This window comes from Tardiphaga sp. 841_E9_N1_2 (genome assembly GCF_051811065.1).
Classification (GTDB): domain Bacteria; phylum Pseudomonadota; class Alphaproteobacteria; order Rhizobiales; family Xanthobacteraceae; genus Tardiphaga; species Tardiphaga robiniae.
Map to the genome: position 1 here is coordinate 3,758,528 of NZ_JBPWQC010000001.1, position 23,442 is coordinate 3,781,969.

Sequence of the window (23,442 nt, forward strand, 5' to 3'; positions counted from 1 at the left end):
ATGAGCCAGCGCTCAGGTGATGTAGATGTTGCGGGCCAACATATAGAGCGCCACGACGATAATGATAGACGCAAAAACGGTATTCAACGCGCCCCGCCGCAGCGACAGATGCCGCGCCAGGCTGGTTCCCAACAGTCCGCCGAGCAGACCACCCAGAATGAATACCAGCGCGAGCTTCCAGGAGATCAGCCCGGACCAGGCATAGCTCGATGCCGTGGTGAGACCGAATGCGGTGACCGCCACCAACGACGACGAGATCGCACTCATGATCGACATGCCCGTGGCCGCCATCAGCGCCGGCACGATCAGAAAGCCGCCACCGATTCCGAAGAAGCCAGACAGCGCGCCGGTGACAAGACCCAACGCAAGCAGCGAAGGCGTGTTCGACATGCTGATCTCAACCCGGTGCTCACCGACTTGGGCGCGCGTCTTCAGCATCAGCACGGCGATCACCAGCATCAGGACCGCGAACAGCGCCAGCAAATTCTGCCCGTCCACCTGCTTGCCGAGAATCGAGCCTCCGAGCGCACCGGCGATTCCTGCAGCAGCAAACACCAGCGCGCAGGACCAGTGCACATTGCCGCCACGCGCATGATTGCCGAGATTGACCGCCGCATTGGCCGCGACCGCAATGGCGCTGGTGCCGATCGCGACATGCGGCTCGGGCACGCCGACGACATAGACCATCAGCGGCACAGCGAGGATCGAGCCGCCGCCACCGACCAGGCCGAGCGAGAAGCCGACCAGTGCGCCCGAAGCCAGGCCGAGCGCCCCTTGCATCACAGTCATCATGAACGGCTGATTCTCATCTTCTCATCTTCTCATCTGAGCATGATCTTTCGAAAAAATCAGTGTCCACTTGTTCGGATCATGCACGCAACGGCGTGACCATAATGACCTTTCCGGCCCGGCTCCATGCAGCCGGCATCACAAATCCGCCTGCCGGGAAAACGCTGTCGTGACCATCAGCGCACCAGCAGGGTGACGGCAAGCGGAACCAGTAGAGAGGTCACCAGCGCATTCAGGCTCATGGCGATGCCAGCAAAGACGCCGGCCACGGCATCCACCTGAAAGGCCCGTGCGGTGCCGATCCCATGCGACGCCAATCCGACGGCAAAGCCACGGGCGCGATAGTCGCTGATGCACATGCGGTTCATCATCGGCGTGACGATGATCGCCCCCATGATGCCTGTGAGCACCACCGCCACCGCGGTCAGCGATGCGTCAGCGCCGAGCGACTCGCTGATGCCCATGGCGACGCCGGCAGTGACCGATTTCGGCGCCAGCGACAGCACCACGTTGTTCGGCAGGCCGAAGGCCTTTGCGAGCAACACGACCGAGAGGATCGCCGTGGCACAGCCGACCACCAGCGCGGCGAGCATCGGCACGATCGCTGCCGCCACGACCTTGCGATTCTCATAGAGTGGTACGGCCAGTGCCACGGTCGCCGGACCGAGCAGGAAGTGCACGAATTGCGCACCGCTGAAATAGGTTGTGTAGGACGTCCCGGTCAGCAGCAGGAACACGGCGATGATCCACATCGAGTGGAACACCGGATTGGCGAATGGATGCCGGCCGGTCGCCAGCGACAGGGCATCCGCCGTCGCATAGACCAGCAGCGTCACGGTCAGCCAGAGCAGCGGCTGCTGCGAGAGATAGACCCAGAGCGAGAACGGATTGGCGGTCATCACGCGCTTCGCCCGCGTGTCATGACCCGGCTGATAATGAGGAACGTCGCCACCGTCACCAGCAGCGTGATCACGACCGAGATCGCCAGAACGCCGACGATGGCCGTGCCATGCTCGGCCAGCAGATCGAGCTTCTGCACCACGCCGACACCGGCGGGAATGAACATCAGCGACAGATGCGCGAGCAGGCCCCTCGCGGCATTCTCCACGCCGCCGCCCTGCAGCGGCCCCTGCGCGAACAGCACGGCACGGTCACGCAGCAACAACAGGACGAGCAGCAACAGCATGCCGAGCACCGGGCCGGGCACCGGCCATGCAAAAGCGCGCACGGCAATCTCGCCGGCGAGTTGGCACAGCAGGATCAGGGAAAGACTGGCAATCATGGGGACTCCGCGGGTGACGGATCGTTATCGCCCGCGAAGCAAGTGATGTCGATCAACCCCAGCGCGCGGCTGATCCGATCAGGCGGCACCCTTCAGCTTCTTGGTGCATTCGCTGTAGTAGCCGCCGCCTTTTTCGATCCACTTCATGCCGCCATTGGCATTGGCGGCCTTGTTGGCATTGTACTGATCCACGCAGGTGTGCATCCGCGCCTTGCCAGCCGTCTCCTTGGCGTATTTCGGATCGACCGCCGACGGGAAGGTGGCAGGGCCTGCCGGAGCCGCGACTGTCGTCGCTGCCGGCTTGGGGGCTGCTGCAGGTTTCGGCGCAGCCGCAGGTTTGGCTTCGGCAGCCTTCGGCGCCGCGGTTGCAGCAGGCGCAGCGGCGGGCGTTGTCGCAGCGGCATCGGTCCCGCATTCGGCCTTGCGGAAGTCATTCCATTTCTGGCCGTTCAGCGTGCCGGCGGTCTTGGCCGCCTGATATTTTGCACTGCATTCAGTCGCGGTGAGTGCATGGGCCGGACTGAAGGCAAGTAAAGCAAAACTGGACACTGCAATTGCGCAGGCGAATTTGACAGGCATTGTCATGGCATTCTCTCCCTTTGCTACACAAAGTAAAAGTAGACGACGGCATCCTATCGCTACCGCTGCATGTGGCAACGACATCGCAGCTCCCCGCGAAAAATTATCGTGATCGCACCGTCAAATATATTTCAACTCATTCACCTGCCGTTCAGCCCGGCGCGCCCACGCTGATTTCCCGTTCAATTCGAGGTGCTGCCATGATCCGATTCGCTTCCAGCCTAGCTACCGCTGCCGTCGCCTCCTTCCTCCTGGTCGGCGCGGCCACCGCTCAGACACCTGCGCCGGCGGCCACCAAGACTGCGCCCGCCAAGGCGGCCCCCGCCGAGAAGATGGCGCCTGCGGACAAGACAGCCGAGAAACCCCGCACCGCAGCGTCACTCGAATGTTCGAAACAGGCCGATGCCAAGGGCCTGCATGGCACCGAGCGCCGTAAATTCCGTTCGGAATGCAAGAAGACCACGAAACCGAACTAAACTCTCGTCATCCGCCTGTCCCTCGCCCGGAAAGCGAGGGACAGGTAGACCACACTGCATTTGTCGACAGGTGCGGACTTTGCCATAAAGCGGGCTCCTTCAGCTTTCCGTGCAAATGGCCATCGCTCTTCCCAGCTCCCTGCAGATCCGCACCACCCTTGAGACCCTCGTCATCGGCACGACCGGCGGCGCGCTATTCTATTGGGCGGAATTGCCGGGCGGGCTGATCTCCGGCGCGATGATCGCGGTCGCCGCTTACGGCATCTTCGGTCGCCCGGTCGGCCTGCCGCAGCCGATGGCCCATGTCATCCTGATGACACTCGGCCTGTCGCTCGGCTCGATGGTGTCGCCGGAGATGGTGCACAATCTCAGCGCCTATCCGGTGACCATCGCACTGCTGGCGCTGGCCACGTTCTGCGCCACCTTCGGCAGCAGCATCTATCTGCAGCGCGTCCATGGCTGGGACCGCACCTCCGCGCTGCTGGCCGGCAGCCCCGGCGCGCTGTCGCAGATCATTATGCTGGCCACCGAGCGCAATGCCGACGTGCCAGGCATCGCCGTGGTGCAGATCTTTCGCGTCATCATCCTCACCGCCATGGTCCCCTTGCTGCTCGCCGCCACCGGCCTGATGGGCCACGGCCCGCTGCCATCGCGCGGACCGGAAGCCTCGCCGCTCGCACTCGCCGAACTCGCTGCCGCGGCCGTTGCCGTCGCGCTGTTCATGCGCTGGATCAAATTTCCGGCGAGCTGGATGTTCGGCGCGATGATGGCCTCGTCGGTCCTGCACGGCACCGGCTGGGTCCACGGCACGCTGCCGCAATGGGCCTATATCACGGCTCTCGTCGGCATCGGCAGCCTGATCGGCTCGCGCTTCGGCAAGATCTCGCCGCGCACTATTCTCAGCCACGTCTGGGCGGCGCTCGGCTCATTCGCGGTCGCCATCGCGATCTCGGCCGTGTTCGTGACGATCATCGCGCTGACCACGACTGTGAAACTGAGCGATGTCGTCGTCGCCTTCGCGCCCGGCGCCATGGACGCCATGCTCGCACTGGCGCTGACGCTGCATATCGATCCGGTGTTCGTCGGCGCGCATCATCTGTCGCGCTTCATCTATGTCTCGATCGTCACGCCCGGCATCGTGCATCTGTTCGGCAAGGCGCAGGACGATATCGACGATTGATCTTCAGTCTTCGCAGACACCGATCGAAACAATGGAATTGATCTAACAAATATGAGCGCCTTGCAGCGATTGCAGACATTTGCGTCGCAAGGTCTAGACGTATTCTACCGCGCATCGTAGTGCGCCACGAAACCAATCAAGTTAGACGCTCGATCAAGCTGGCGTGACCAGCATCATCGAGGCGTTGAAATGAAACTGAGAACAAGAAAATCGACGAAGCAGACTGCACTGCTTTGCACCGTCAGTGTGATGGCATTGGCGACGGATCTTCCGCGCGACGCATTCGCGCAGGCCAGCCTGCCGCCAGTCACGGTGGATGCTCCGCAGCCACAGCAGCGCGCACGCAGCACGACAGCAACGAGATCTCAGACATCGGCACGCGCAACACGGCGCACACGCGCGACGACGCCGCAGATTGCACCCGCGCAATCGGCCAATCAGCGCATCTATAGCGCCGACAACAACAGCTATGTCGCAGGTCAGGCCAGTTCGGCGTCGAAGACGAATACGCCGCTGATCGATACGCCGCGTTCGGTGAGCGTCATCGACCGCAAGGAACTCGATGATCGCGGCGTCACCAGCATTCCGGAGGCGGTTCGTTACACAGCCGGCGTCACCACCGGCGGCTTCGGCTACGATCCGCGTTTCGATCAGATCTATGTCCGCGGCTTCTCGACGACGACGCTCGGCGACTTCCGCGACGGACTGAAGCAGTTCCCCTCCGGCTTCACTACATTCCGGACCGAACCCTATCAGCTTAATAGCGTCGAGGTGATCAAGGGCCCGGCCGCCGTGCTCTATGGACAGTCCGTCCCCGGCGGCCTCGTCGATCGCCGATCGAAATTCCCGGTCGAGAATCAGGTCAACGAGATTTCACTGGAAGGCGGCACCTATGGCCGCATGCAAACGGCGTTCGACATCGGCGGTGCCAGTTCCGACAAGTCGCTGCTGTACCGCCTGGTGGGCCTCGGCCGCGCCGGCGAGACCAATTACGATATCGCCGACGAGCGGCTGATGCTGGCGCCATCGATCACCTGGCGACCGAGCATCGACACCACGCTGACGGCCTATGCCATCCTGCAGAAGGACGAAACTGACGCCAGCGTCGCCATGCTCAATCGCGACGGCCAGCTGGTAAACGTCAATGGCGCGACCATCAAGCTGCGATCGAGCGATCCGAAATACGACTATCTGCGGCAGCAGCAGGCGCAGGTTGGCTACAAGCTCGAGCACCGCTTCGACGACGTCTTCACGTTCCGCCAGCACACGCGGTTCGGCGTGCTGCATGCGGAATCGCGCTATGTCAGCGGCAGCTTCGCGACGCCAACATCGACCGTCTATGACCGCGGTGCCGTAGCCGTCGGCGACGACCAGACAAGCTGGCAAACCGACAATGCGCTGCAGGCCGACTTCGCCACCGGCCCGGTCGTCCACCGCACACTGTTCGGCGTGAATTACGATCACAATACCTGGGACTTCAAGCTCGGCCTGGGCGCGGTGAATCCCGGCTATGCGCTCAACATCCTCAATCCCGTCTACGGCATTGCCGGCCCAACGCCGGGCTATACGTCCGGTTCGCGTTCGACGCAGGAGCAGGTCGGCGTCTATCTGCAGGACCAGATGCGACTCGGCAACTGGCACCTGTCGGTCAGCGGCCGTCAGGACTGGACCGATCGCACGCAAATCAATTCCTATACGGGCGCCGTCACAGGCGCGCGCAACGACAACGCGTTCTCCTACAGCGCCGGCCTGCTCTATCACTTCGAGAACGGCATCGCGCCCTATGTGAGCTATGCGACCTCATTCCAGCCGGAGACCTCACTCGGCCTCGACGGCATCGTGCTGGCGCCATCCGAAGGCGAACAAATCGAAGGCGGCGTGAAGTATCAGCCACGGCCCGACGTGCTGCTCACGGCGTCGATCTACGACCTCAAGGAGAAGAACGCCGCCAAGCTCGCCGGCTATGTCAACGGCATCGCCTATTACGCCTCGGTCGGCGAGATCCGCGTGCAGGGCTTCGAATTCGAGGCACGCGCACGACTCACGCCGGAACTCGAAACGGTGACGGCCTACACTTATTCCGACGCGGAGATCACCAGGAGCTCGATCGCGTCGGAACTCGGCAAGACCCCTGCGGTGACGCCGAAGCACACCGCATCGAGCTGGATGAACTACACCTTCCTGAACGGTTCGCCTGAAGGCCTCGGTCTTGGTGCCGGTGTCCGTTACATCGACACGACCTGGACGTCGAACGACAACACCTCACGCAACAACGGCTATACGCTGTTCGATCTGGCCGCGCGTTACGATTTCGCCAAGCTTGGACCGAAGTTTGCGGGCTATCAGGCCTCGATCAACGCCAACAACGTCGCCGACGAGCAGGTCGCGGTCTGCAATTCCGGCTACTGCTATTTGAGCCAGGGACGCACGGTGATCGGCACGCTGCGCTATCGCTGGTAGCGGTGCCTCAGCGGGCAGGACCGGCGGCGGATCAGTGCCGTGCGGTCTTGCCCGCGCCCCACAGTGCGATCGCCGCCATCGCCAGCGAGATCAGCACATTGTAGCCGGCCAGCGACAGGCCAAGGAAACGCCACTGCACCTCGTCGCAGCGAATCACCTTCACGGTGTCGAGGCGCTCCAGCAGGCTGCCGGCCTTGCCGAGATCGACCACCGGACCCGAACAGTCCGTCGGACCCTGCCAGAATGTCCATTCGACCCCGGCGTGATAGGTGCCAAGCACCGCATTGGCGAGCGCCGCCAGCGCCAGCACAACGAGGCCGGTCACAACCAGGCGGCGCGGCGCGTCCCTGGCGGCAGCAATCGCCACCAGCACCGCCAGCGGAATCGCGAGATAATAGGCATAGCGCTGTTCGAGGCAGAGCGGGCACGGCCGGATATCCAGCACCAGCTGGAAGAACCAGGCCCCCGCCAGCGTCGCCAATGCAATCAGACCGACCGCCAATGCAGCGACCAGCGCCGGGTTCGACGACGCAGGGGTGGAGGTGTGTGCGGTCTGGGCAGTCACGGTGCTCTCCGGAGTGGCTGCTGCGTCCTATCCCGGGCTCACCAGCCTGTCGAGGCAGCCCCGATCACACTGGAGTGTGCGCGGCGGCCAATCTGGCCAAACCGCAGGTTGACCCGCCGCCCGCGCCCGCTATATTCCGCCCGCTTCGCGCCCCCGGTCTCCGGCCGGCGTCCGAAGGCCCCTGTGGCGGAATTGGTAGACGCGCTCGACTCAAAATCGAGTTCCGCAAGGAGTGCTGGTTCGATTCCGGCCAGGGGCACCAACAGGTCATCAGCAATAATCCATTGACGACGGGCTATATTTCCGAAAAGCGCGTTACCCGCAAATGACGAGTGGATGATTTGTCCTCACGCCGGCAGGGGCGCGGGCTCCGCTTTCGCCACCGGCATCGGCCTGAATGTCATTGCAATCAGGAAAGCGCCGAGCCCCATGATCCAGGAGCCGATATAGAGCCAAGCGTAGCTGGCGAACGCGTCGTAGATCAAACCTCCGGCGAGAGGTCCCGTCGCCATGCCAAGGCTGCCGGCCATGGCCGTTCCGCCGATCACCGTGCCCATCATCCGCAGCGGAAAGTTTTCGCGTGCGAGAACGGCGTAGAGCGGCATGGTGCCGGCGTAGATGAAGCCAAAGACCGCCGCCACGGTGTAGAACCCGCCGAGCTCACGCACGAAGACAAAGCCGAGCGCCCCGAACGCCTGGGCGAGCAAGCCAAGGACCAGCACACGCTTGGCGCCAAAACGGTCGCCGAACAGGCCGAAGGCGATACGGCCGCCCATCCCTGCCAGACCCTCGACGCTATAAATCGTGACCGCAGCGACAAGCGGTATGCCGCAGCTGATCGCGTAGCTCACAGTATGGATGATCGGCCCAGAATGCGTGGCGCAGCAGAAGAAATTCGTCAGCAGCAGGATGATGAACTGTGGCGAGCGTAGCGCCTGCGCGCGCGACATCTCTGCTTGCACCGGCTCGGCGGATGGAGCGGAAGGCGCGCCCTCCAGCGCCGGCGCGCGGCGCACCAGCAGCGAGACTGGAATCATGATCGCGGCCACGACGAGGGCCACGATCTGCATCGAGGTGCGCCAATCGTGGTTCGAAACGAGCCAGGCCGCCAGCGGCGACATGGTCATGGGCGCCATGCCCATCCCCGCCGAAACCAGCGACACGGCCAGGCTGCGATGCGTATCGAACCAGCCGGTGACCGTCGCCATCATCGGCGCAAAGATCGCAGCGGTGGCGCCGCCGACCATCAGCCCGAAGACAAATTGAAATGCGACCAGAGATGTCGCGAGGCTCGCCAGCACCAGGCTTGACGCGAGCACGACCGACCCGGTCAACACCACTGGGAGTGGCCCCAATCGGTCGGACAAGGTACCCCAGATCATGCTGGTGACAGCCATCGCGAGGAAGCCAATTGTCATGGCGCTGGATATACCGGTGACCGACCAGCCGGTGTCCCGCGCGATCGGCTGCAGGAACACCGGCAACGAAAACATGCCGCCGATCGCGACGCAGCCCAGAAGGCCGCCCGCGGCGACGATTACCCAGCGATAGTGAGAATCGGTCATTCCTGGTCTCCACTTCAGCGCTCTCTGAGTGGAAGACGCACGAGACGGGTCCGAGCCGACAGGCCGACGGCCGTCGCAGCTCACGTTTTTGCGAGCGCGTACAGTTGTCCGTTGCCGCGATGACAGTGATCTTGCGGGCCAGCGGACCCCTTCGGTTGATCGCTGACGAGAACATCTCTTGTCGATCGGCGGTTTATTAAGTCTAACAGGCTCAGACTGCCCCGAGGCGTCACTGGGGCTTCAAGCGTGCGAGATCGAAATGCCCCGCCTGAGTAGACGAGCCATCCTGATGGGAGGCGCGGCATCGATGATGCTGCGCTCCGAACCATTGGCGGCCCTGCCTCTTCCAGGCCCGTCCGACACTTTCAACGACAGTGTCGGCATCAACGTGCATATCAGCAGCGAGCCCTATGCGAGTCATTTCGACCGTTTTCACGATCTGCTTGCGGCATCAGGCATTCGCCATCTGCGCGACGAGTTGCGGCCGAACAACGATCTCGATCGCTGGCGCGCGCTGAACAAGCGCGCGAACGTCCTGTTCAATGTTGTGGTGTCGCCGGCGACCAACACCGTGCCGGAGATGATGAGCTATCTCGCCGCACTGGGCATCGAGCGCGTCTCGGCGATAGAGGGCCAGAACGAGGGCAACAGCGACTGGTTTCTGTCGCTGCCGCTGGCGAAGCCGGACTGGAGCAATGTCGTCGTGAACTATCAGCGCGAGGTGCACGCTGCGCTGCGCGCGCGATATGCGGCGGCGGAGTTGCCGCTGCTGTCGCCCAGCGTCATCAACTGGAAGCCCGCCGACGTGGCGCTGCTGCGCCCGGCCGCGCAGTTCAGCGATGCCGTCGCGATCCATTCCTATGTACAAAAGGCGCAAGAGCCGGAAACAACCAACGACTACGCCGCCGTGTCCTGGTATCTGCACCATATGCGCGACGCGTTCAAACCCGGCGCGCCCGCGCTGGCAACCGAATGCGGCTACTGCAATGTCGTGAAGCCCGGCACGTCCGGCGTTTCGGAGACAGCGGCGGCACTCTATCTGCCGCGGCTACTGCTCAACAACTTCCGCCTCGGCATTCTCCGGACATTTCTCTACGAATTTTTCGATGGCGGTACCGATCCCAACGACGGAGAACATCATTGGGGCCTCGTCCGCAATGACGGCTCGCCGAAGCCTGGCTACCATGCGATCCGGAATCTCTTGTCCACACTGAAAGGCGCACGCCGCGCCAAAAACGATCCGGCGCTACGCGTGGCATCCACGGCACCGGACCTGCGGCACATCGCGTTTCAGGATGCGCAGGGACAACCGCTGCTTGCGGTATGGCGCGCGGTGCGCTGCTGGAATGTGGAGAAGGCTGAAGACATCCCGGTGCCCACGGAGCCGATCGACATCGCCGTCGATGGCCCTGCCGCTTCGCTCTCCTTCAACCGTCCGAATGACGATGCCGAGTGGCGCCGCGTGCCGGTGACCGACGGGCACGCGACGATCCCGCTGGACGGGCGCGTGGCGATCGTCCGGCGTTCCAGCTGATCTGGTATGACCTGCTGTGGCTTGAACCGCCCCGCCGCGCTTTGTATCCTGAAACTGCGTACGAACTGACGGTGAGCAGCAAAGTCTTTCAGACAAGGTCTTTTAGACTCTGCGGTCCGGCCAAGCATGCGACAGCTTCGCCTTCTGCTCCAAAATATAACGGATTCTGCCCCATATGGACTATGCGCCTTCCGCTCCGGCTCTTGCGGCCGAGACGCACGCTTTTCAGGTTCTGCTCGAAGATGGCGCCACAGCCAGCATACGCGTTTATGGAAAAGGTCCACGGATCATCTGCAGCCATGGCAATGGCCTCGCCATCGATGCTTTTCAAAGCTTCTGGCGCCTCTTCACGGATGACTATGAGACCGTGGTGTTCGACTTCCGTCATCACGGCCGGAGCAGTCCGTATCGCCAGCCCATCCCGCATGTCTGGCCGCAGCTCATCCGCGACTATGAGGCGATCATGCAAGGGATCACCCGCGAACTCGGCGCGGCGCCGAGCCTCGGCGCATTTCATTCGATGAGCGCCCTGACGACCCTGCTGCATGCCGCCGAATATCAGACGCCGTGGATCGGCATCGTTGGCTTCGAGCCACCGGCAACGCCGCCAGCAAGCTATCCGGAGTTCCAGAGTTTCCGCACGGAAAATGACAGGCTCGCCGGACGCGCCGCGCAGCGTCGCACCACCTTTCCGAACGTGCAGGAGCTGTTCGAGTCCTATCGCCGTAGCTCGGCATTTGCGGGTGTCGACGATGCCGGGCTGCAAGCACTCGCCGCATCCACGCTGCGCTGGAACGACGACAGGCAGCTCTATGAACTCGCCTGCGCCAGGGAATTCGAGGCCAGCATCTTCACCATGCAGGATCTCCCGAGCGCCTGGGAGCGGATGTGCAGTGTCAGGCTGCCGGTGCAGCTCGTCGCCGGTGAACCAAAGACGAGAACTAGCCCGTTCGTCGACATGGAGCGTGCCTTCGCGCGCGATGGCGGCTTTACCTTCACCACCGTGCCTGACGCCTCGCATTTCATGCAGATGGAAAAGCCGGCCGAATGCGCCGCAATCGTCCGCGCCTTCCACGCGGGCCTGACCTGACCGCTCGGGAGTAACGCCGGGCTGCCATGCCGGACGCGCAACCGGCTGGCAATCCGCCCCAGCCATGCCCACATGGCAAGGGCAATGGGAGCCCCGTCATGACCGCACTTTCGATCCTCGACCTCGTCCGCGTTACCCAGGACACCGATGCGCGCGGCGCGCTCGACAATTCCCGGGATCTCGCAGGCCACGCCGAGAAATGGGGCTACCAGCGCTTCTGGGTCGCCGAACATCACAACATGATCGGCATCGCCAGCGCCGCGACATCGGTGGTGATCGGCCATATCGCAGCGGGGACCAAAACCATTCGCGTCGGTGCCGGCGGCATCATGCTGCCGAACCATGCACCGATCGTCATCGCCGAACAGTTCGGCACGCTGGCCCGGCTGTTTCCCGGCCGCATCGATCTCGGCCTCGGCCGCGCACCCGGCACCGACCAGATGACCATGCGGGCGCTGCGCCGCTCGCTGCAGAATTCAGACAATTTCCCGCAGGACATCCAGGAGCTGCAGGCCTATTTCGCTCCGGCCGGCCCGAACCAGCGCCTGCAGGCGGTGCCTGCCGCGGGCACCGACGTGCCGCTATGGATCCTCGGCTCCTCGACCTATGGCGCGCAGCTCGCCGCGGCGCTCGGCCTGCCCTACGCCTTCGCCTCGCATTTCGCGCCCGACCAGTTGCTGCAGGCCCTGCAGATCTATCACCAGCACTTCGAAGCCTCCGAACAGTCGACGAAGCCGCATGCGATGGTCGGCGTCAACATCATCGCCGCCGACACCGATGCCGAGGCCAAGCGGTTGTGGACCACGCAGCAGATGTCGTTCACCAACATGTTCCGCGGCACCCGCGGGCTAAGCGCGCCGCCGATCGAGGATATCGAGACCTACTGGGCGCCGGCCGAGAAGATGCAGGCCATGGGCATGCTGCGGCGTTCGATCATCGGCTCGAAGGAGACGGTTCGCGCCGGCATCGCCGCGCTGGTCGAGGAGACCGGCGCGGATGAGTTGATGATCGTCTCGGACGTCTACGACCACGCCACGCGGCTCAAGTCCTATGAGATGATCGCCGAGGCGGCTGCGGGTCTCAACAAGACACCGAAAGCCGTAGCTGCTGAATAGCCAAAAACTCGTCATTCCGGGGCGCGTGCGCATCTTCGCGCGCGCGAACCTGGAATCTCAGAATGTTGAACATGACGGGATTCCGGGTCTTTGCCGCCGCCGGCAAGCCGGCTCTAGCAAATCCCGGAATGACGAGAAACTCTAGAAATTGATGGTGGTGCGGACGCCGAACACCGCGGCGTCCTTGATGCGCTTTGTCTGCGTGGCATCGTTGGGATCGACGGCGCCGCCGGCGGGATGCATCACATATTGAAACACCGGCTGCACCGCGACACCCGGCGCGACCGCAGCGAGATAGGTTACTTCCAGCACGGCTTCGAAATCGCGGATGGGCGATTGAATTCCGGTGAAAAGCTGCACATCACGATCAAGCCCGCGTGCGCCATCCGAAATGCGCGCATAGGTCATGGCGATGCCGAACCTGTCATCCGGCCGCTCGGCGGAGAAGCCTGATACCTGGATGCCGCCATCGAGATAGAAGCTGATCAGATTGCGATCCGACGGGCTGATCGACGTGCGTGCAAAGAAGCCGATGCCCTTGTCCGGGCCGAGAGCGCTGAAGGCGAGTCGCTGCTCATAGACCGCAAAAATTCCGCGATTGCCGCGTCGCATCAGCGGCTCGCCGGTGCCGGCCGGATCGGCCTGCGACAGGCCCTGTGCAGTCCAGCGCTCGTCATCGAATTCAGCGAGATGCACCCAGCCGCCGCCGGTGATTGACCCCGGCAGCTCAGACGGCCCGAGCTTGTAGCTGTATTTCAGCTGCCCGATGATCCACGGCGGATCGTTGACGCGAAATGCGAGACCATGCGCGTTGGCAATTTGCGGATCATTCGGGCCGGGCGCAGCCGCACTACCATTGAACACCGCCAGATAGGCCGTGAACGCATCCGACAGACTGGCCTTGAAACGAACGCCCGGCACGGCGAGTGGCGGCGAGGGTCCGCCCGCCGGCAGGATCACGCCGGTAATGCCGGGCCAGCCCAGCGCCGAATTGACGAAGATATCGTCATACTTGCTGTCGATGAATTCGATATCGGATGGCTGCTGACCGACCTTCACCAGCAGTCTGCCGCCGAACAGCGCCTGTTCGATCCAGAATTCATAGAGCCGCGTCGCCGGCAGCGCTTCGATGCCGCTCACCAGCATCAGATTGCCGATATAGTCGCGCGACAGGCCAGGTCCGTGGATCTGATAGACATTGGCGTGAAAGGTCGCGCCGCTCCAGCCCACCGCCTTGTCGAGATCGACATCCACGCCAAAATCGAACCGTCCCTCATAGACCGCGCCGCGCCGGATGCCGCCGGACGCATTGCCGAGCGCCTCGCCGATGTAAGTGGCTGACAGCGCCACACCCCATTCGGCGAGCCGGTCATTGATCGGCTTCAGGCCATTATCGCGCCAATCGCCGGCATGCGCCGATGACAGCGAGATCGTGCCACAGGCGACAAGGCCGGCGACCGCCGTCATCGCACGGACCATCCAGCACGAAAACACACCAACCATGATAGCTACCTGATGATCTTGAGGCGCTTCATCACGGCATAGGCCGATGCTGACGAAATCAATATCAGTGCGCCCGCCCAGAGAAATCCGGTTTCAACATCGGTCAGCGGCAGTCCCTTGGTGTTCATACCGAAGATGCCGGTGACCAGCGTCGGCGGCAGCAGAAGCGCGGTAAGCACTGAAAGAACGCGAAGGCTTTCATTGCCGCGTTCCTCGATCTGCAGATGCAGCTCTTCCTGCAGCAGCCGGCTGCGCTCGCGCATCTCGACGACGTTGTGATCCAGCCCGTCGAGCCGCTGCGCCAGCTTGCCGGCACGCAGTTGCAGAGACGCTTTCAACTCACGCTGACCTTTGGCCTCAAGCCGCTGAAACACGATGCGCAGCCCGGACAGCTGCCGATGCAGCCGCACGCAGGTCCGGCGCAGACGGCCGAGCTTCTGCAACATGTCACGGGAGTCGCCGGAGACCACCTGCTCCTCGATCTCGTCGAGCGATATCGCCAAACTGTCGGCGACGCCGTCCATGGTGTCGGCAACATTCTCCACGATCGTCTCAAGCAGCGCGGCCATGCTGTCGACCCGCTGGCCCTGCTCAAGCGAACGGCGCGTCGCATCGACGGCACACAGCGCGTGATGCCGGCCGCTGATCAGCAAGCGCTCGGTCATCACGAAGCGCAGATAACCAGTGTCTTCGGTCGCCTCGTCGATATCGCGCAACAGGTCCGAAATCACGCCATAGATACTGTCATCGGTGGCATGGAGTTGCTGATATGTGTCCTTGGACAGCAACAAGGCACGGGCCTGCTCCGGCGCATGCAATGGGATCTGCGCTAGCCATTGCAGCGCGCGCGCGTCAGTCAGGTTGAAATGCAGCCAGAGCAGCCCGCCGTGGACGAGATCGATGCCGGCATCGACCGGCAATGGCTCCGGCTTGCCGTCGGAATGGATGCGGAAGGCCCAGACCAGACCCGGGATCGGATCGGTCAAGCCAAGTGTGGACGGCACCTCCGCGGTTGTGACCGGCACTTCAAATTGCATCGGACACCCACCGTTTTTCACGCCACGCAATACGCATGCGCCACCAAAAAATAAAATATCTGCCTGCGGCTCTCCGACTGTGTCAGTCCGCCGCAGGCACTTAATGACACCCTTGTTACAGGGATATGTCAGTCACCGTTATTCGGCGGCTTCAGCGAGTGCGGCGCTCTGCTTGTTGTAGTCATGGACGACGCGGCCATAGGGCAATGTCAGATCGGCCAGGAAATGATGCGCACCGATCACGCGGCGCACCGGAAAGTCGGCGACCGGCGCGTTGACATGCGGGATCAGATGCAGACGGCCCGGGCCGAACCATGAGCCCTTCACCGTGATATCAGTCAGGTTGATCGCCACCAGCTGACAGACTTCCGCGCTGCCATCGACGCCGGGGATCAGCTTCAGATTGATCTGGGTCTTGGAGAGCGTGGCGTGCGTCGCTTCGCCATTGCCGGCCATGGCGCCGTGCTTGTAGGCCATCGTGCCCATGGCAACCTGCTGCCCGGCATATTCCAGCGTACCGGTCAGCGTGTCCTTGACCACTTCGAGTTTCGGATGGGCGTATTTCTTCGGGAAGCCCCAGATCTCGCGCCCGGCAGCGATCGGCGGATCATCGTCCAGATACATCTGCGAGACGAAGTTGACGTCCTCGCCCTTGAAGCGTGCGGGGATCACGAGGCCGGTCTCGGTGTAGCTGCCGAAGCCTGAACTATCCGGCATCTTGATCCACTCATAATGCACGATCGGCTGTTCGATCGGCTCCAGTGGCTCGGGAAGACCCATCCGGATCAGGTCCGGATCGGTCTCATAGGTGATGACGAGGAATTCGCGATTGATGAAGCGATAGGGACCGGCGGGATAGCTCGGGCCGGCCATCGGCATCGACGGCAAACGGAGGATGTCTTCCTGGCGCATCGGAAACTCCTTGTTGGAAATCGCTGGGTTAAATTCAGTGTGCAGTCCAGCCACCATCGACCGGCAGCGTGATGCCGGTGATCGAACGGGCGTGGTCGGTACAGAGGAAATTGACGACCGAGGATAGTTCTTCGACGGTCACGAAACGTTTGGTGGGCTGGGCGGCGAGCAGCACGTCCGAGATCACCTGCTGCTCAGTGATGCCGCGCGCCTTGGCCTGCTCCGGGATCTGCTTCTCCACCAGCGGTGTCATCACATAGCCCGGGCATACCGCATTCACGGTGATGCCGTGTTCGGCGACTTCCAGCGCCGCCGTCTTGGTCAGCCCGGCAATGCCATGCTTGGCCGCGACATAGGCCGACTTGAACGGCGAGGCCACCAGCGCATGGGCCGAGGCGATGTTGACAATACGGCCCCAGGACTTCGCCTTCATGTGGGGAATAGCGAGACGTGTGGTGTGAAACGCACTCGACAGGTTGATCGCCACGATCGCATCCCACTTCTCCACCGGGAATTCCTCGAGCGGCGCGACATATTGAATGCCGGCATTGTTGACCAGGATATCGACGCCGCCGAATTCCTGCTCGGCCTGCGCCATCATCGCCGCGATGTCATTGCCGTCGGCCATGTTGGCGCCGCTATAGAGCACCCGGACCTGATGGCTGTCGGCGATCTCGCTGCGGATCGCCTCGATCTCATTGGCGTCGCCGAAGCCGTTGAGCACGATATTGACGCCGCTGGCCGCAAGGCCGCGCGCGATGCCAAGGCCGATGCCGCTGGTCGAGCCGGTGATGATGGCGGACTTTCCAGACAGCATGGGCGCAACCCTTCGTAAGCAAACGTTAATATCTGCTTCTTTGCTAGCGATCCTGTTTGACGGCGGTATGAGGAATTTCCTTCAGCCGCGTGACGCGCTTCATGGACTGACGCGCATTCATCGAATTTGCTATTTGTCACAACGCCGTCACTGCTCATCTGAATTCTGCCGCCAACTTCATGTGATCGTTGAGGAGAACACCCAGATGGATGCGCGGACACCCGATTCAGACATGACGGCCGAGACCGGCTGGCGCCCCGACCGCTGCGATCGCGTAGCACTGGTGCTGCAGGGCGGCGGCGCCCTCGGCGCCTATCAGGCCGGCGTGTATCAGGCGCTACATGAGCAAGGCATGGAGCCGGACTGGGTGTGCGGCGTATCGATCGGCGCTATCAATTCGGCGATCATCGCCGGCAATCCACCGGAAGACCGGCTGGAGAAGCTGCAGATCTTCTGGGACCGCATCACCGCCCGCAAGGTCTGGCACTATACACCGGACGGCGACGTCTATCGCAAGGCCCGCAATCTCGCGAGCTCGTTCATGACCACGACCCTCGGCCAGCCCGGCTTCTTCAAGCCGCACGAGGTCAATCCGTGGTTCAGCCCGGCCGGTGCGAAGACGGCGACAAGCTATTACGACACCTCGCCGCTGCGCGACACCCTGCTCGAACTGGTCGACTTCGATCTCATCAACTCGCGCAAGACCCATTTCGCAGTCGGCGCGGTCAACGTCATCACCGGCAACTTCCTGTATTTCGACAACAAGAAGGAAGTCATCGCGCCGGAGCACGTGATGGCATCAGGCGCACTGCCGCCAGCTTTGCCGATGGTGAAGATCGGCACCGATCATTTCTGGGACGGCGGCATCGTCTCCAACACGCCGCTGCAGCACCTGCTCGACCAGGAAGACAGGATGAACTCGCTTGTCTTCCAGGTCGACCTGTTCAGTGCCCGCGGCGTGCTGCCGCGCGATATCCAGGAGGTTCTGGCCCGGCACAAGGACATCGTCTATTCGTCCCGCACCCGCCACAACACCGACATCTACCGGCGCATGAACAATCTGAAGTCGGAGCTCTACAAGGTCTTGCAGCGCATTCCCGACGATCAGCTCAGCGATGAGGAACGCGCGCGGCGCGACAGCCTGTCGGATCTGCCGGAGATCACCATCCTGCAGATGATCTATCAGCAGAAGGCCTATGAGGGCGATTCCAAGGACCACGAGTTCTCGGCCACCTCGATGCGCGAGCACTGGCAGAGCGGCCTCGACGATACCCGCCGCACATTGAAGCGCCGCGACTGGCTGGCGCTGCCGGAGCAAGGCAAGGGCATCGTGGTGCACGACGTGCATCGCGAGAGCAGTTCGTAGAGGCAGCAGCGCTTCTCACAAAAGCTCAGCGCCGGCCCCTCCCCGTCATTGCGAGGAGCTCTTGCGACGAAGCAATCCAATCCTCGCTTTTTGCTTCTGGATTGCTTCGCTGCGCTCGCAATGACGGCGAAGGGTACTTACCCCACAAGAAAAAGCCCGCGCATTAACGGCGCGGGCCTCTCTTTCGACCGTGCAAAAAAGCGAGGCCGCTACGCTTCCACAGCGGCCTCGTCTGTTCTCAGAACAACTGGCTGAACAGCACGTAGAGCGAGGCCGAGAGCATGATGGCGCAGGGCAGCGTCAGCACCCAGGCCATCAGCAGGTTGCGGATGGTGGCCATCTGCAGGCCCGAACCGTTCGCCGCCATGGTGCCGGCGACGCCGGACGACAGCACGTGGGTGGTCGAGACCGGCAGACCGAACACGTCGGCCGCGCCGATGGTGGCCGCAGCCACGAGTTCGGCCGAAGCGCCCTGTGCATAGGTCAGATGCGTCTTGCCGATCTTCTCACCGACGGTGACGACGATGCGCTTCCAGCCCACCATGGTGCCCAAACCGAGCGCGATCGCCACGGCGATCTTCACCCAATCCGGGATGAACTTGGTCGCGGCATCGAGCGAGCCTTTATAGGCATTGAGCGTCGCCACATCTTCCTTGTTGAGGTCGTTTTCCTTGTCCTTCATCAGGAAGCGGATGGCTTCCGATGCGAGATACATGTCGTTACGGGTGTTGCCGACAGATTCCGCGGGCACCTTGTCGAGCGTGCCGTAGCTGCGAACCTGATCGCCGACCTGCTGCACGAGAACGGCGAGCGACGGATAGGTGCCTTCGCTGATCTTGCGCTGCGAGACATAGGTGGTCACCGCCGGACGGGGATCGCCGATGATGCTGTGACCGGCACCCTTGGCTGCGATCACCTTGGCGGCCGCGATGGAGTTGACCTGGAACTGGGCGACACGGGATTCCGGCAATGCGCGGTTGAGCGCATAGGCGGTCGGCACGGTGCCGATCAGCACCAGCATGATCAGGCCCATACCCTTCTGACCGTCATTCGAACCATGTGCGAAGGACACGCCGGTGCAGGTCGCGATCAGGATGCCGCGGATCCACAACGGCGGTGCCTTGTTGCCGTCCGGTGCTGCGTACAAAGCCGGGTTACGCACGAGGAATTTCAGCACCAGCAGCAGGATGGCGGCGCAGGCAAAGCCGAACAACGGCGACAGCAGCAGCGCGTAGCCGATTTCGGTGGCCTTGCCCCAATCCACGCCCGAGGTACCGTCACGGCCGCGCATCAGCGCATTGGCGATACCGACGCCGATGATCGAACCGATCAGCGTGTGCGAGCTGGAGGCCGGCAGGCCGAGATACCAGGTGCCGAGATTCCAGATGATGGCTGCGATCAGCAACGCGAACACCATGGCAAAGCCGGCGCCGCTGGAGACCTGCAGGATCAATTCCACCGGCAGCAGCGAAACGATGCCGAAAGCCACCGCGCCCGTGGAGAACAGCACGCCGAGGAAGTTGAAGAAGCCCGACCACATCACGGCGAATTCCGCCGGTAGCGAGTGGGTGTAGATGACCGTGGCCACCGCATTGGCGGTGTCATGGAAGCCATTGACGAATTCGAAGCCGAGCGCGATCAGCAGCGCCACGAACAACAGAAGGTAAGGCAGGTAGCTGGTAACGCGGGTGCCGGTGGCATTGACGTCGACATAGATGCTGTAGGCGACGAACAGGAGGCCGGCGGCCAGGATCCCGAAAAACAGGATCATCGTCAGCGGGTTAAAACCCTTGTCGAGATTGGGCCGCGACGCCGGCTCAACAGCCGCGCCTCCGGAAATGGATTGATTGGCAGTGAAATCGGTCATGAAACGCCCCCGTTACAGGTTAAGAGGCGTTAATCTCTGCACCACGGATGCGAAGCCCCGATGACAGGCGCGACAATTTGTCTGTTACGGGTTGTGACAGTCATGCGTCGTCGGCGGGCCGGCATGTGACAGGCGCTCAGATCGCCGACGCGACCTTTTCGAGTCCGATCATGCGCGCCAGTGCACGGACTTCGCGCTTCTGATCCTCACGCAACTGAAACAACAACGGCATCGCAGCAGACTTGAGCTGCTGCACCTCGTCGCTGTCGGGATCGATCGGCGGAGCGCCTGCCGACGAACTGGCCTGCTTGGTCTCGTGGATCCTGCGCGCCACGTTGCGCAGCGCCGCTTCGACGCCGGGCCAGTAGGATTCCTGCGACGCCGTCAGATTGAGCCGGGTCTTGATCGCCGAAATCTGCGCATCGCTGAGCAGCGTATAGGTCTTCTGCACCGGCTTGGCAGCGGCCTTGGGCTTGGCGGTCGGCTGCGGCACCACGATCGGGGCAAGCACCGTCGAACCGGGCACTTCGATCGGACTGTCGGATGCAAAGGCCTGGCGCAACGGACTGCCGTCAACGCTCGGGACCTGCCGCGGATCGAGCGACGCCATCATGGCGCCGGCCAATGGCAACTTGTCTTTCTTGCCTTGCGTATTGGAAACCGGTCCGCGCGACACCGCGACCGAATTTTGCGCGGCACTGTCGTCATATGACAGCGACAGCGATGGGATGCTATCGCGACCGAGGATGCTCGCAACAGCCACGCCGGTCAGCAACAGGCAGCCCAGCACAAGAAGGGTCAGCGCACGCGTCAAGCCAGTCTCCGAAATTCAGGACTACCAGAGGTACCTGTCCTCACAAATGGAGATTAATTATGGCCTAACCATACCAGAACGGTGCGATAATACTCAGAGACGTTCAGGCGGCGTTGGCGAGAACATAGGCTTCCTGGATGTCGCTGACGATATCCGAGGCTTCCCACAGCGCATCCGGGGCGACCGATTGCATGCTGATGGTCCAGTTTGCGCCCTTTCCGGCGCGGGGCGTGCTGACGATGTCGAACTGCACCTCGCGGCACAGCGGATGACGGCCGAAAGCTGCGGCCACGCGTGCCTTGATCTCCTCGATCGTAGCCGGCGTCTTCGCGAAATAGGCTTCGATATCCATGATGGCCCCTGAATCGGTTGATTCCCGATCGGGGCATTGTTGGTTCCACAGGATTTAATGAATGGTTAATTTTGCTGCGCCGCTGGCAGATTGATACCACCCCGGCCGGAGTGGGCTTAGCCCAGCAGTTGATCGAGCCGATCCCGGAGCTGATCCTGATGATACGGCTTGGCAAGCCGCGGTAGATCGAGCTGAGCGCCTTCAGGCAAATCCGCGTAGCCAGTGGCGAGCAGGACCGGCAGCGACGGCCGCATTTCGCGGGAATAAGCCGCAAGCTCGATGCCCGTCATGCCGGGCATCATGTGATCGGTCATCATCAGATCGAGCGGCTCGTCGCTTTTCAGAATCTCCAGCGCATGCCGCCCCGAAGTCGCGGGGATCACGCGATGGCCGAGATCCTCCAGCATCTCCGTCGTCGACATGGCGATGAGAGGATCATCATCGACAAACAGGATCACGGCAGAGCGCGCGGCGTGGCGCATGACATGGGCCGTATCGGCGGCCTCCGGCTTCCTGTCGGTGACCGGCAGCACGAGGGTCGCCGTCGTTCCCTTGCCGACGACGCTCGAGAGATCGAGCGTGCCGCCGAGCTGTACAGCCAGACCGTGCACCATGGACAGACCGAGACCGGTCCCCTTGCCGACCGGCTTGGTCGAGAAGAACGGCTCGATCGCCTTCTTCAACGTCTCCGGCGACATGCCGGCGCCATTGTCGATGATCGACACCTTGAGATAGTCGCCAGGCTTCAGAATCGGGTCGCCCTTGCCGACCCTATACTTCTTCACCTTGATATCGATGGAGCCGCCGTCCTGCATGGCGTCGCGCGCATTGATCGCGAGATTGAGGATGGCGAGTTCGAGCTGATTGGGATCGATCTGCGCCCGCGGCAGATCGTCGGGAATATCGAGATGCAGCGCCACGCGCGGCCCGAGCGAGCGCTCGAGCAAATCGCTCATGCCGCGGACCAGCGCACCGAGATCGACGGCCACGGCTTTCAGATCCTGCTGCCGCGCGAAGGCCAGCAGCCGCTGCGTCAGCGAGGCGCCGCGCTCGGCGCCCTGCATCGCGCCATCGACCAGTCGTTTCAGGCGCGGATCATCCGGCATGCGCTTGCGCAGCAGATCGAGATTACCCATCACCGCCATCAGCAGATTGTTGAAGTCATGCGCGACGCCGCCGGTGAGCTGGCCGATGGTCTCCATCTTCTGCGCCTGACGCAGTTGGTCCTGCGCCTTCTCGCGTGCCGCAACTTCCTTCATCAGGTCGTTGCTGCGTTCCTCGACGCGCTGTTCGAGCGTCGCCGTAAGCTCGGCAAGCGCAGACCGCTCCGCCGTCAATTGCTCCAGCAAATTGTCGCGATCAATATCGGCAGACTTTCGCGCCGTGATATCGACGGAGACGCCGACGAGCGTTTTCGGCTTGCCGTCAGGCCCACGGACCATGCGCGCACGCGTCTCGACCCAATGCACCGAGCCGTCCGGCCAGATATTGCGGTATTCGACATTGTAATCCGCGCCGGCCATCAGCGTCGCATCGAGCGCCTGCTGGCGTTGCTCGCGATCATCGGGATGAACCGCGGCCTGCAACTCGCTAAACGTGAATGATTGATCCGGCCGGCGGCCGAAGCATGCCTTGGTCGTATCCGAAACCTCAAGCCGCAGTTCGGGCAGATGCAGTTCGAGCGTCCCGAGCCGTCCCGCATCGAGCGCCGTCTGCAGGAGGCCCTGACTGTCGCCGAGATCTTCGAGAATCGCACGCGTCTGATACTGACGCCGGCGCGCGCGGACGGCCGACCCGACGATCGAAATCAGCGTTGTCGGGTGAAACGGGCGTTCGATGAACGTCACATTGCCGAGTAACTGTCCGAGTCGCGCGGCATCCGGATTGCGTTCGGGACCCCCACCCTGCCGAGTCAGCAGGATGATCGGGAAATCGGACCACGACGGTTGATCGTGGAGCCAGCTGCCGAGGCCGCGCAGATCGACGGTCTTGATCGCCTCGTCAGCAATGACAGCCACGCCGGCGCCGCCCTTGATCTCGTCGAGCAGCGCCGGAAAATCCGCGCAGGGTTGCGCGTAAAAACCGGCCTCGCGGATCAATGCCGCAGCCACTGCAGAATCGCGCCCTGTGGGAGCAAGG

General features: G+C 62.6%; 21 protein-coding genes and 1 tRNA gene. 8 read left to right on the forward strand and 14 right to left on the reverse strand.

The window, feature by feature from the left end; genetic code table 11:
• Window positions 1–12: 12 nt before the first annotated feature.
• The 4 genes from AB8A50_RS18135 to AB8A50_RS18150 all read right to left on the reverse strand — a co-directional run bounded on the left by AB8A50_RS18135 (window position 13) and on the right by AB8A50_RS18150 (window position 2,656).
• Entirely contained in the window at window positions 13–792 is a 780-nt protein-coding gene (locus AB8A50_RS18135) for a sulfite exporter TauE/SafE family protein (RefSeq protein WP_068729255.1), read from the reverse strand.
• Between the two features lie 173 nt (window positions 793–965).
• A complete protein-coding gene (locus tag AB8A50_RS18140; RefSeq protein WP_439078488.1) occupies window positions 966–1,688 on the reverse strand; it encodes an LrgB family protein in 723 nt (240 codons plus the stop codon).
• Complete coding sequence (locus AB8A50_RS18145; RefSeq protein ID WP_320445641.1) at window positions 1,688–2,071, reverse strand: CidA/LrgA family protein; 384 nt, start codon at window positions 2,069–2,071, stop codon at window positions 1,688–1,690. Before AB8A50_RS18145 ends, AB8A50_RS18140 begins: the two co-directional genes overlap by 1 nt.
• Before the next feature lie 78 nt (window positions 2,072–2,149).
• Complete coding sequence (locus tag AB8A50_RS18150) at window positions 2,150–2,656, reverse strand: hypothetical protein (RefSeq protein WP_439078489.1); 507 nt, start codon at window positions 2,654–2,656, stop codon at window positions 2,150–2,152.
• 194 nt (window positions 2,657–2,850) lie between these two features.
• Between AB8A50_RS18150 and AB8A50_RS18155 the strand changes: the two genes are divergently transcribed.
• The 3 genes from AB8A50_RS18155 to AB8A50_RS18165 all read left to right on the forward strand — a co-directional run bounded on the left by AB8A50_RS18155 (window position 2,851) and on the right by AB8A50_RS18165 (window position 6,766).
• Window positions 2,851–3,126 (forward strand): PsiF family protein, encoded by a 276-nt coding sequence (locus AB8A50_RS18155; RefSeq protein WP_089267649.1) that lies wholly within the window; start codon window positions 2,851–2,853, stop codon window positions 3,124–3,126.
• A 115-nt stretch (window positions 3,127–3,241) separates the two neighbouring features.
• Window positions 3,242–4,306: an AbrB family transcriptional regulator gene (locus AB8A50_RS18160; RefSeq protein ID WP_439059931.1), complete on the forward strand. Its 1,065-nt coding sequence runs from the start codon at window positions 3,242–3,244 to the stop codon at window positions 4,304–4,306.
• A 189-nt stretch (window positions 4,307–4,495) separates the two neighbouring features.
• Window positions 4,496–6,766, forward strand: a complete 2,271-nt coding sequence (locus AB8A50_RS18165) for a TonB-dependent siderophore receptor (protein ID WP_439078490.1) — start codon at window positions 4,496–4,498, stop codon at window positions 6,764–6,766.
• A 31-nt stretch (window positions 6,767–6,797) separates the two neighbouring features.
• Here the strand turns inward: AB8A50_RS18165 and AB8A50_RS18170 are convergent, their stop codons facing one another.
• On the reverse strand, window positions 6,798–7,331 hold the full coding sequence (locus AB8A50_RS18170; protein ID WP_439078491.1) for a disulfide bond formation protein B: 534 nt from the start codon (window positions 7,329–7,331) through the stop codon (window positions 6,798–6,800).
• 177 nt (window positions 7,332–7,508) lie between these two features.
• Here AB8A50_RS18170 and AB8A50_RS18175 point away from each other — a divergent pair.
• Window positions 7,509–7,593: transfer RNA gene (locus tag AB8A50_RS18175), tRNA-Leu, on the forward strand.
• Window positions 7,594–7,678: 85 nt separating this feature from the next.
• Here the strand turns inward: AB8A50_RS18175 and AB8A50_RS18180 are convergent.
• Complete coding sequence (locus AB8A50_RS18180; protein WP_439078492.1) at window positions 7,679–8,896, reverse strand: MFS transporter; 1,218 nt, start codon at window positions 8,894–8,896, stop codon at window positions 7,679–7,681.
• A 259-nt stretch (window positions 8,897–9,155) separates the two neighbouring features.
• On the opposite strand from AB8A50_RS18180, the gene AB8A50_RS18185 reads away from it, so the two are divergent.
• From AB8A50_RS18185 to AB8A50_RS18195, 3 genes are all read left to right on the forward strand, one after another.
• Window positions 9,156–10,430: a hypothetical protein gene (locus AB8A50_RS18185; RefSeq protein ID WP_439078493.1), complete on the forward strand. Its 1,275-nt coding sequence runs from the start codon at window positions 9,156–9,158 to the stop codon at window positions 10,428–10,430.
• 175 nt (window positions 10,431–10,605) lie between these two features.
• Complete coding sequence (locus AB8A50_RS18190) at window positions 10,606–11,520, forward strand: alpha/beta fold hydrolase (RefSeq protein ID WP_439078494.1); 915 nt, start codon at window positions 10,606–10,608, stop codon at window positions 11,518–11,520.
• Window positions 11,521–11,618: 98 nt separating this feature from the next.
• Window positions 11,619–12,635 carry an LLM class flavin-dependent oxidoreductase gene (locus tag AB8A50_RS18195; protein WP_439078495.1) on the forward strand — a complete coding sequence of 339 codons (1,017 nt, stop codon included), beginning with the start codon at window positions 11,619–11,621 and terminating at the stop codon, window positions 12,633–12,635.
• Between the two features lie 141 nt (window positions 12,636–12,776).
• Here AB8A50_RS18195 and AB8A50_RS18200 read toward each other — a convergent pair whose 3' ends face one another.
• The 4 genes from AB8A50_RS18200 to AB8A50_RS18215 all read right to left on the reverse strand — a co-directional run bounded on the left by AB8A50_RS18200 (window position 12,777) and on the right by AB8A50_RS18215 (window position 16,904).
• Window positions 12,777–14,138 carry a carbohydrate porin gene (locus AB8A50_RS18200; protein ID WP_439078496.1) on the reverse strand — a complete coding sequence of 454 codons (1,362 nt, stop codon included), beginning with the start codon at window positions 14,136–14,138 and terminating at the stop codon, window positions 12,777–12,779.
• Window positions 14,139–14,143: 5 nt separating this feature from the next.
• Window positions 14,144–15,175, reverse strand: coding sequence for a transporter (locus AB8A50_RS18205; protein WP_439078497.1), 1,032 nt, complete (start codon window positions 15,173–15,175; stop codon window positions 14,144–14,146).
• A 138-nt stretch (window positions 15,176–15,313) separates the two neighbouring features.
• Window positions 15,314–16,087: an acetoacetate decarboxylase gene (locus AB8A50_RS18210; RefSeq protein ID WP_439078498.1), complete on the reverse strand. Its 774-nt coding sequence runs from the start codon at window positions 16,085–16,087 to the stop codon at window positions 15,314–15,316.
• A 34-nt stretch (window positions 16,088–16,121) separates the two neighbouring features.
• Window positions 16,122–16,904, reverse strand: a complete 783-nt coding sequence (locus tag AB8A50_RS18215) for a 3-hydroxybutyrate dehydrogenase (RefSeq protein ID WP_093757438.1) — start codon at window positions 16,902–16,904, stop codon at window positions 16,122–16,124.
• 205 nt (window positions 16,905–17,109) lie between these two features.
• On the opposite strand from AB8A50_RS18215, the gene AB8A50_RS18220 reads away from it, so the two are divergent.
• Window positions 17,110–18,270 carry a patatin-like phospholipase family protein gene (locus AB8A50_RS18220; protein ID WP_184512141.1) on the forward strand — a complete coding sequence of 387 codons (1,161 nt, stop codon included), beginning with the start codon at window positions 17,110–17,112 and terminating at the stop codon, window positions 18,268–18,270.
• Between the two features lie 238 nt (window positions 18,271–18,508).
• On the opposite strand, the gene AB8A50_RS18225 is transcribed toward AB8A50_RS18220, so the two are convergent.
• From AB8A50_RS18225 to AB8A50_RS18240, 4 genes are all read right to left on the reverse strand, one after another.
• Window positions 18,509–20,137: an inorganic phosphate transporter gene (locus AB8A50_RS18225; protein ID WP_089267659.1), complete on the reverse strand. Its 1,629-nt coding sequence runs from the start codon at window positions 20,135–20,137 to the stop codon at window positions 18,509–18,511.
• Between the two features lie 136 nt (window positions 20,138–20,273).
• On the reverse strand, window positions 20,274–20,951 hold the full coding sequence (locus AB8A50_RS18230; RefSeq protein ID WP_439078499.1) for a hypothetical protein: 678 nt from the start codon (window positions 20,949–20,951) through the stop codon (window positions 20,274–20,276).
• A gap of 103 nt (window positions 20,952–21,054) precedes the next feature.
• Entirely contained in the window at window positions 21,055–21,303 is a 249-nt protein-coding gene (locus tag AB8A50_RS18235; RefSeq protein WP_068729285.1) for a hypothetical protein, read from the reverse strand.
• Between the two features lie 116 nt (window positions 21,304–21,419).
• Window positions 21,420–23,414 carry an ATP-binding protein gene (locus AB8A50_RS18240; protein WP_439078500.1) on the reverse strand — a complete coding sequence of 665 codons (1,995 nt, stop codon included), beginning with the start codon at window positions 23,412–23,414 and terminating at the stop codon, window positions 21,420–21,422.
• Window positions 23,415–23,442: the final 28 nt, after the last annotated feature.

Coding starts and splice junctions, on each gene's coding strand:
- AB8A50_RS18210 (WP_439078498.1), bottom strand. CDS start 16,087: ATGCGCCAGGAAGACATCCTCCGTTTGCCGTCGATGCCGATGGCCGGC.
- AB8A50_RS18200 (WP_439078496.1), bottom strand. CDS start 14,138: ATGGTTGGTGTGTTTTCGTGCTGGATGGTCCGTGCGATGACGGCGGTC.
- AB8A50_RS18150 (WP_439078489.1), bottom strand. CDS start 2,656: ATGACAATGCCTGTCAAATTCGCCTGCGCAATTGCAGTGTCCAGTTTT.
- AB8A50_RS18180 (WP_439078492.1), bottom strand. CDS start 8,896: ATGACCGATTCTCACTATCGCTGGGTAATCGTCGCCGCGGGCGGCCTT.
- AB8A50_RS18215 (WP_093757438.1), bottom strand. CDS start 16,904: ATGCTGTCTGGAAAGTCCGCCATCATCACCGGCTCGACCAGCGGCATC.
- AB8A50_RS18165 (WP_439078490.1), top strand. CDS start 4,496: ATGAAACTGAGAACAAGAAAATCGACGAAGCAGACTGCACTGCTTTGC.
- AB8A50_RS18185 (WP_439078493.1), top strand. CDS start 9,156: ATGCCCCGCCTGAGTAGACGAGCCATCCTGATGGGAGGCGCGGCATCG.
- AB8A50_RS18140 (WP_439078488.1), bottom strand. CDS start 1,688: ATGACCGCCAATCCGTTCTCGCTCTGGGTCTATCTCTCGCAGCAGCCG.
- AB8A50_RS18225 (WP_089267659.1), bottom strand. CDS start 20,137: ATGACCGATTTCACTGCCAATCAATCCATTTCCGGAGGCGCGGCTGTT.
- AB8A50_RS18135 (WP_068729255.1), bottom strand. CDS start 792: ATGATGACTGTGATGCAAGGGGCGCTCGGCCTGGCTTCGGGCGCACTG.
- AB8A50_RS18205 (WP_439078497.1), bottom strand. CDS start 15,175: ATGCAATTTGAAGTGCCGGTCACAACCGCGGAGGTGCCGTCCACACTT.
- AB8A50_RS18190 (WP_439078494.1), top strand. CDS start 10,606: ATGGACTATGCGCCTTCCGCTCCGGCTCTTGCGGCCGAGACGCACGCT.
- AB8A50_RS18235 (WP_068729285.1), bottom strand. CDS start 21,303: ATGGATATCGAAGCCTATTTCGCGAAGACGCCGGCTACGATCGAGGAG.
- AB8A50_RS18220 (WP_184512141.1), top strand. CDS start 17,110: ATGGATGCGCGGACACCCGATTCAGACATGACGGCCGAGACCGGCTGG.
- AB8A50_RS18195 (WP_439078495.1), top strand. CDS start 11,619: ATGACCGCACTTTCGATCCTCGACCTCGTCCGCGTTACCCAGGACACC.
- AB8A50_RS18160 (WP_439059931.1), top strand. CDS start 3,242: ATGGCCATCGCTCTTCCCAGCTCCCTGCAGATCCGCACCACCCTTGAG.
- AB8A50_RS18155 (WP_089267649.1), top strand. CDS start 2,851: ATGATCCGATTCGCTTCCAGCCTAGCTACCGCTGCCGTCGCCTCCTTC.
- AB8A50_RS18145 (WP_320445641.1), bottom strand. CDS start 2,071: ATGATTGCCAGTCTTTCCCTGATCCTGCTGTGCCAACTCGCCGGCGAG.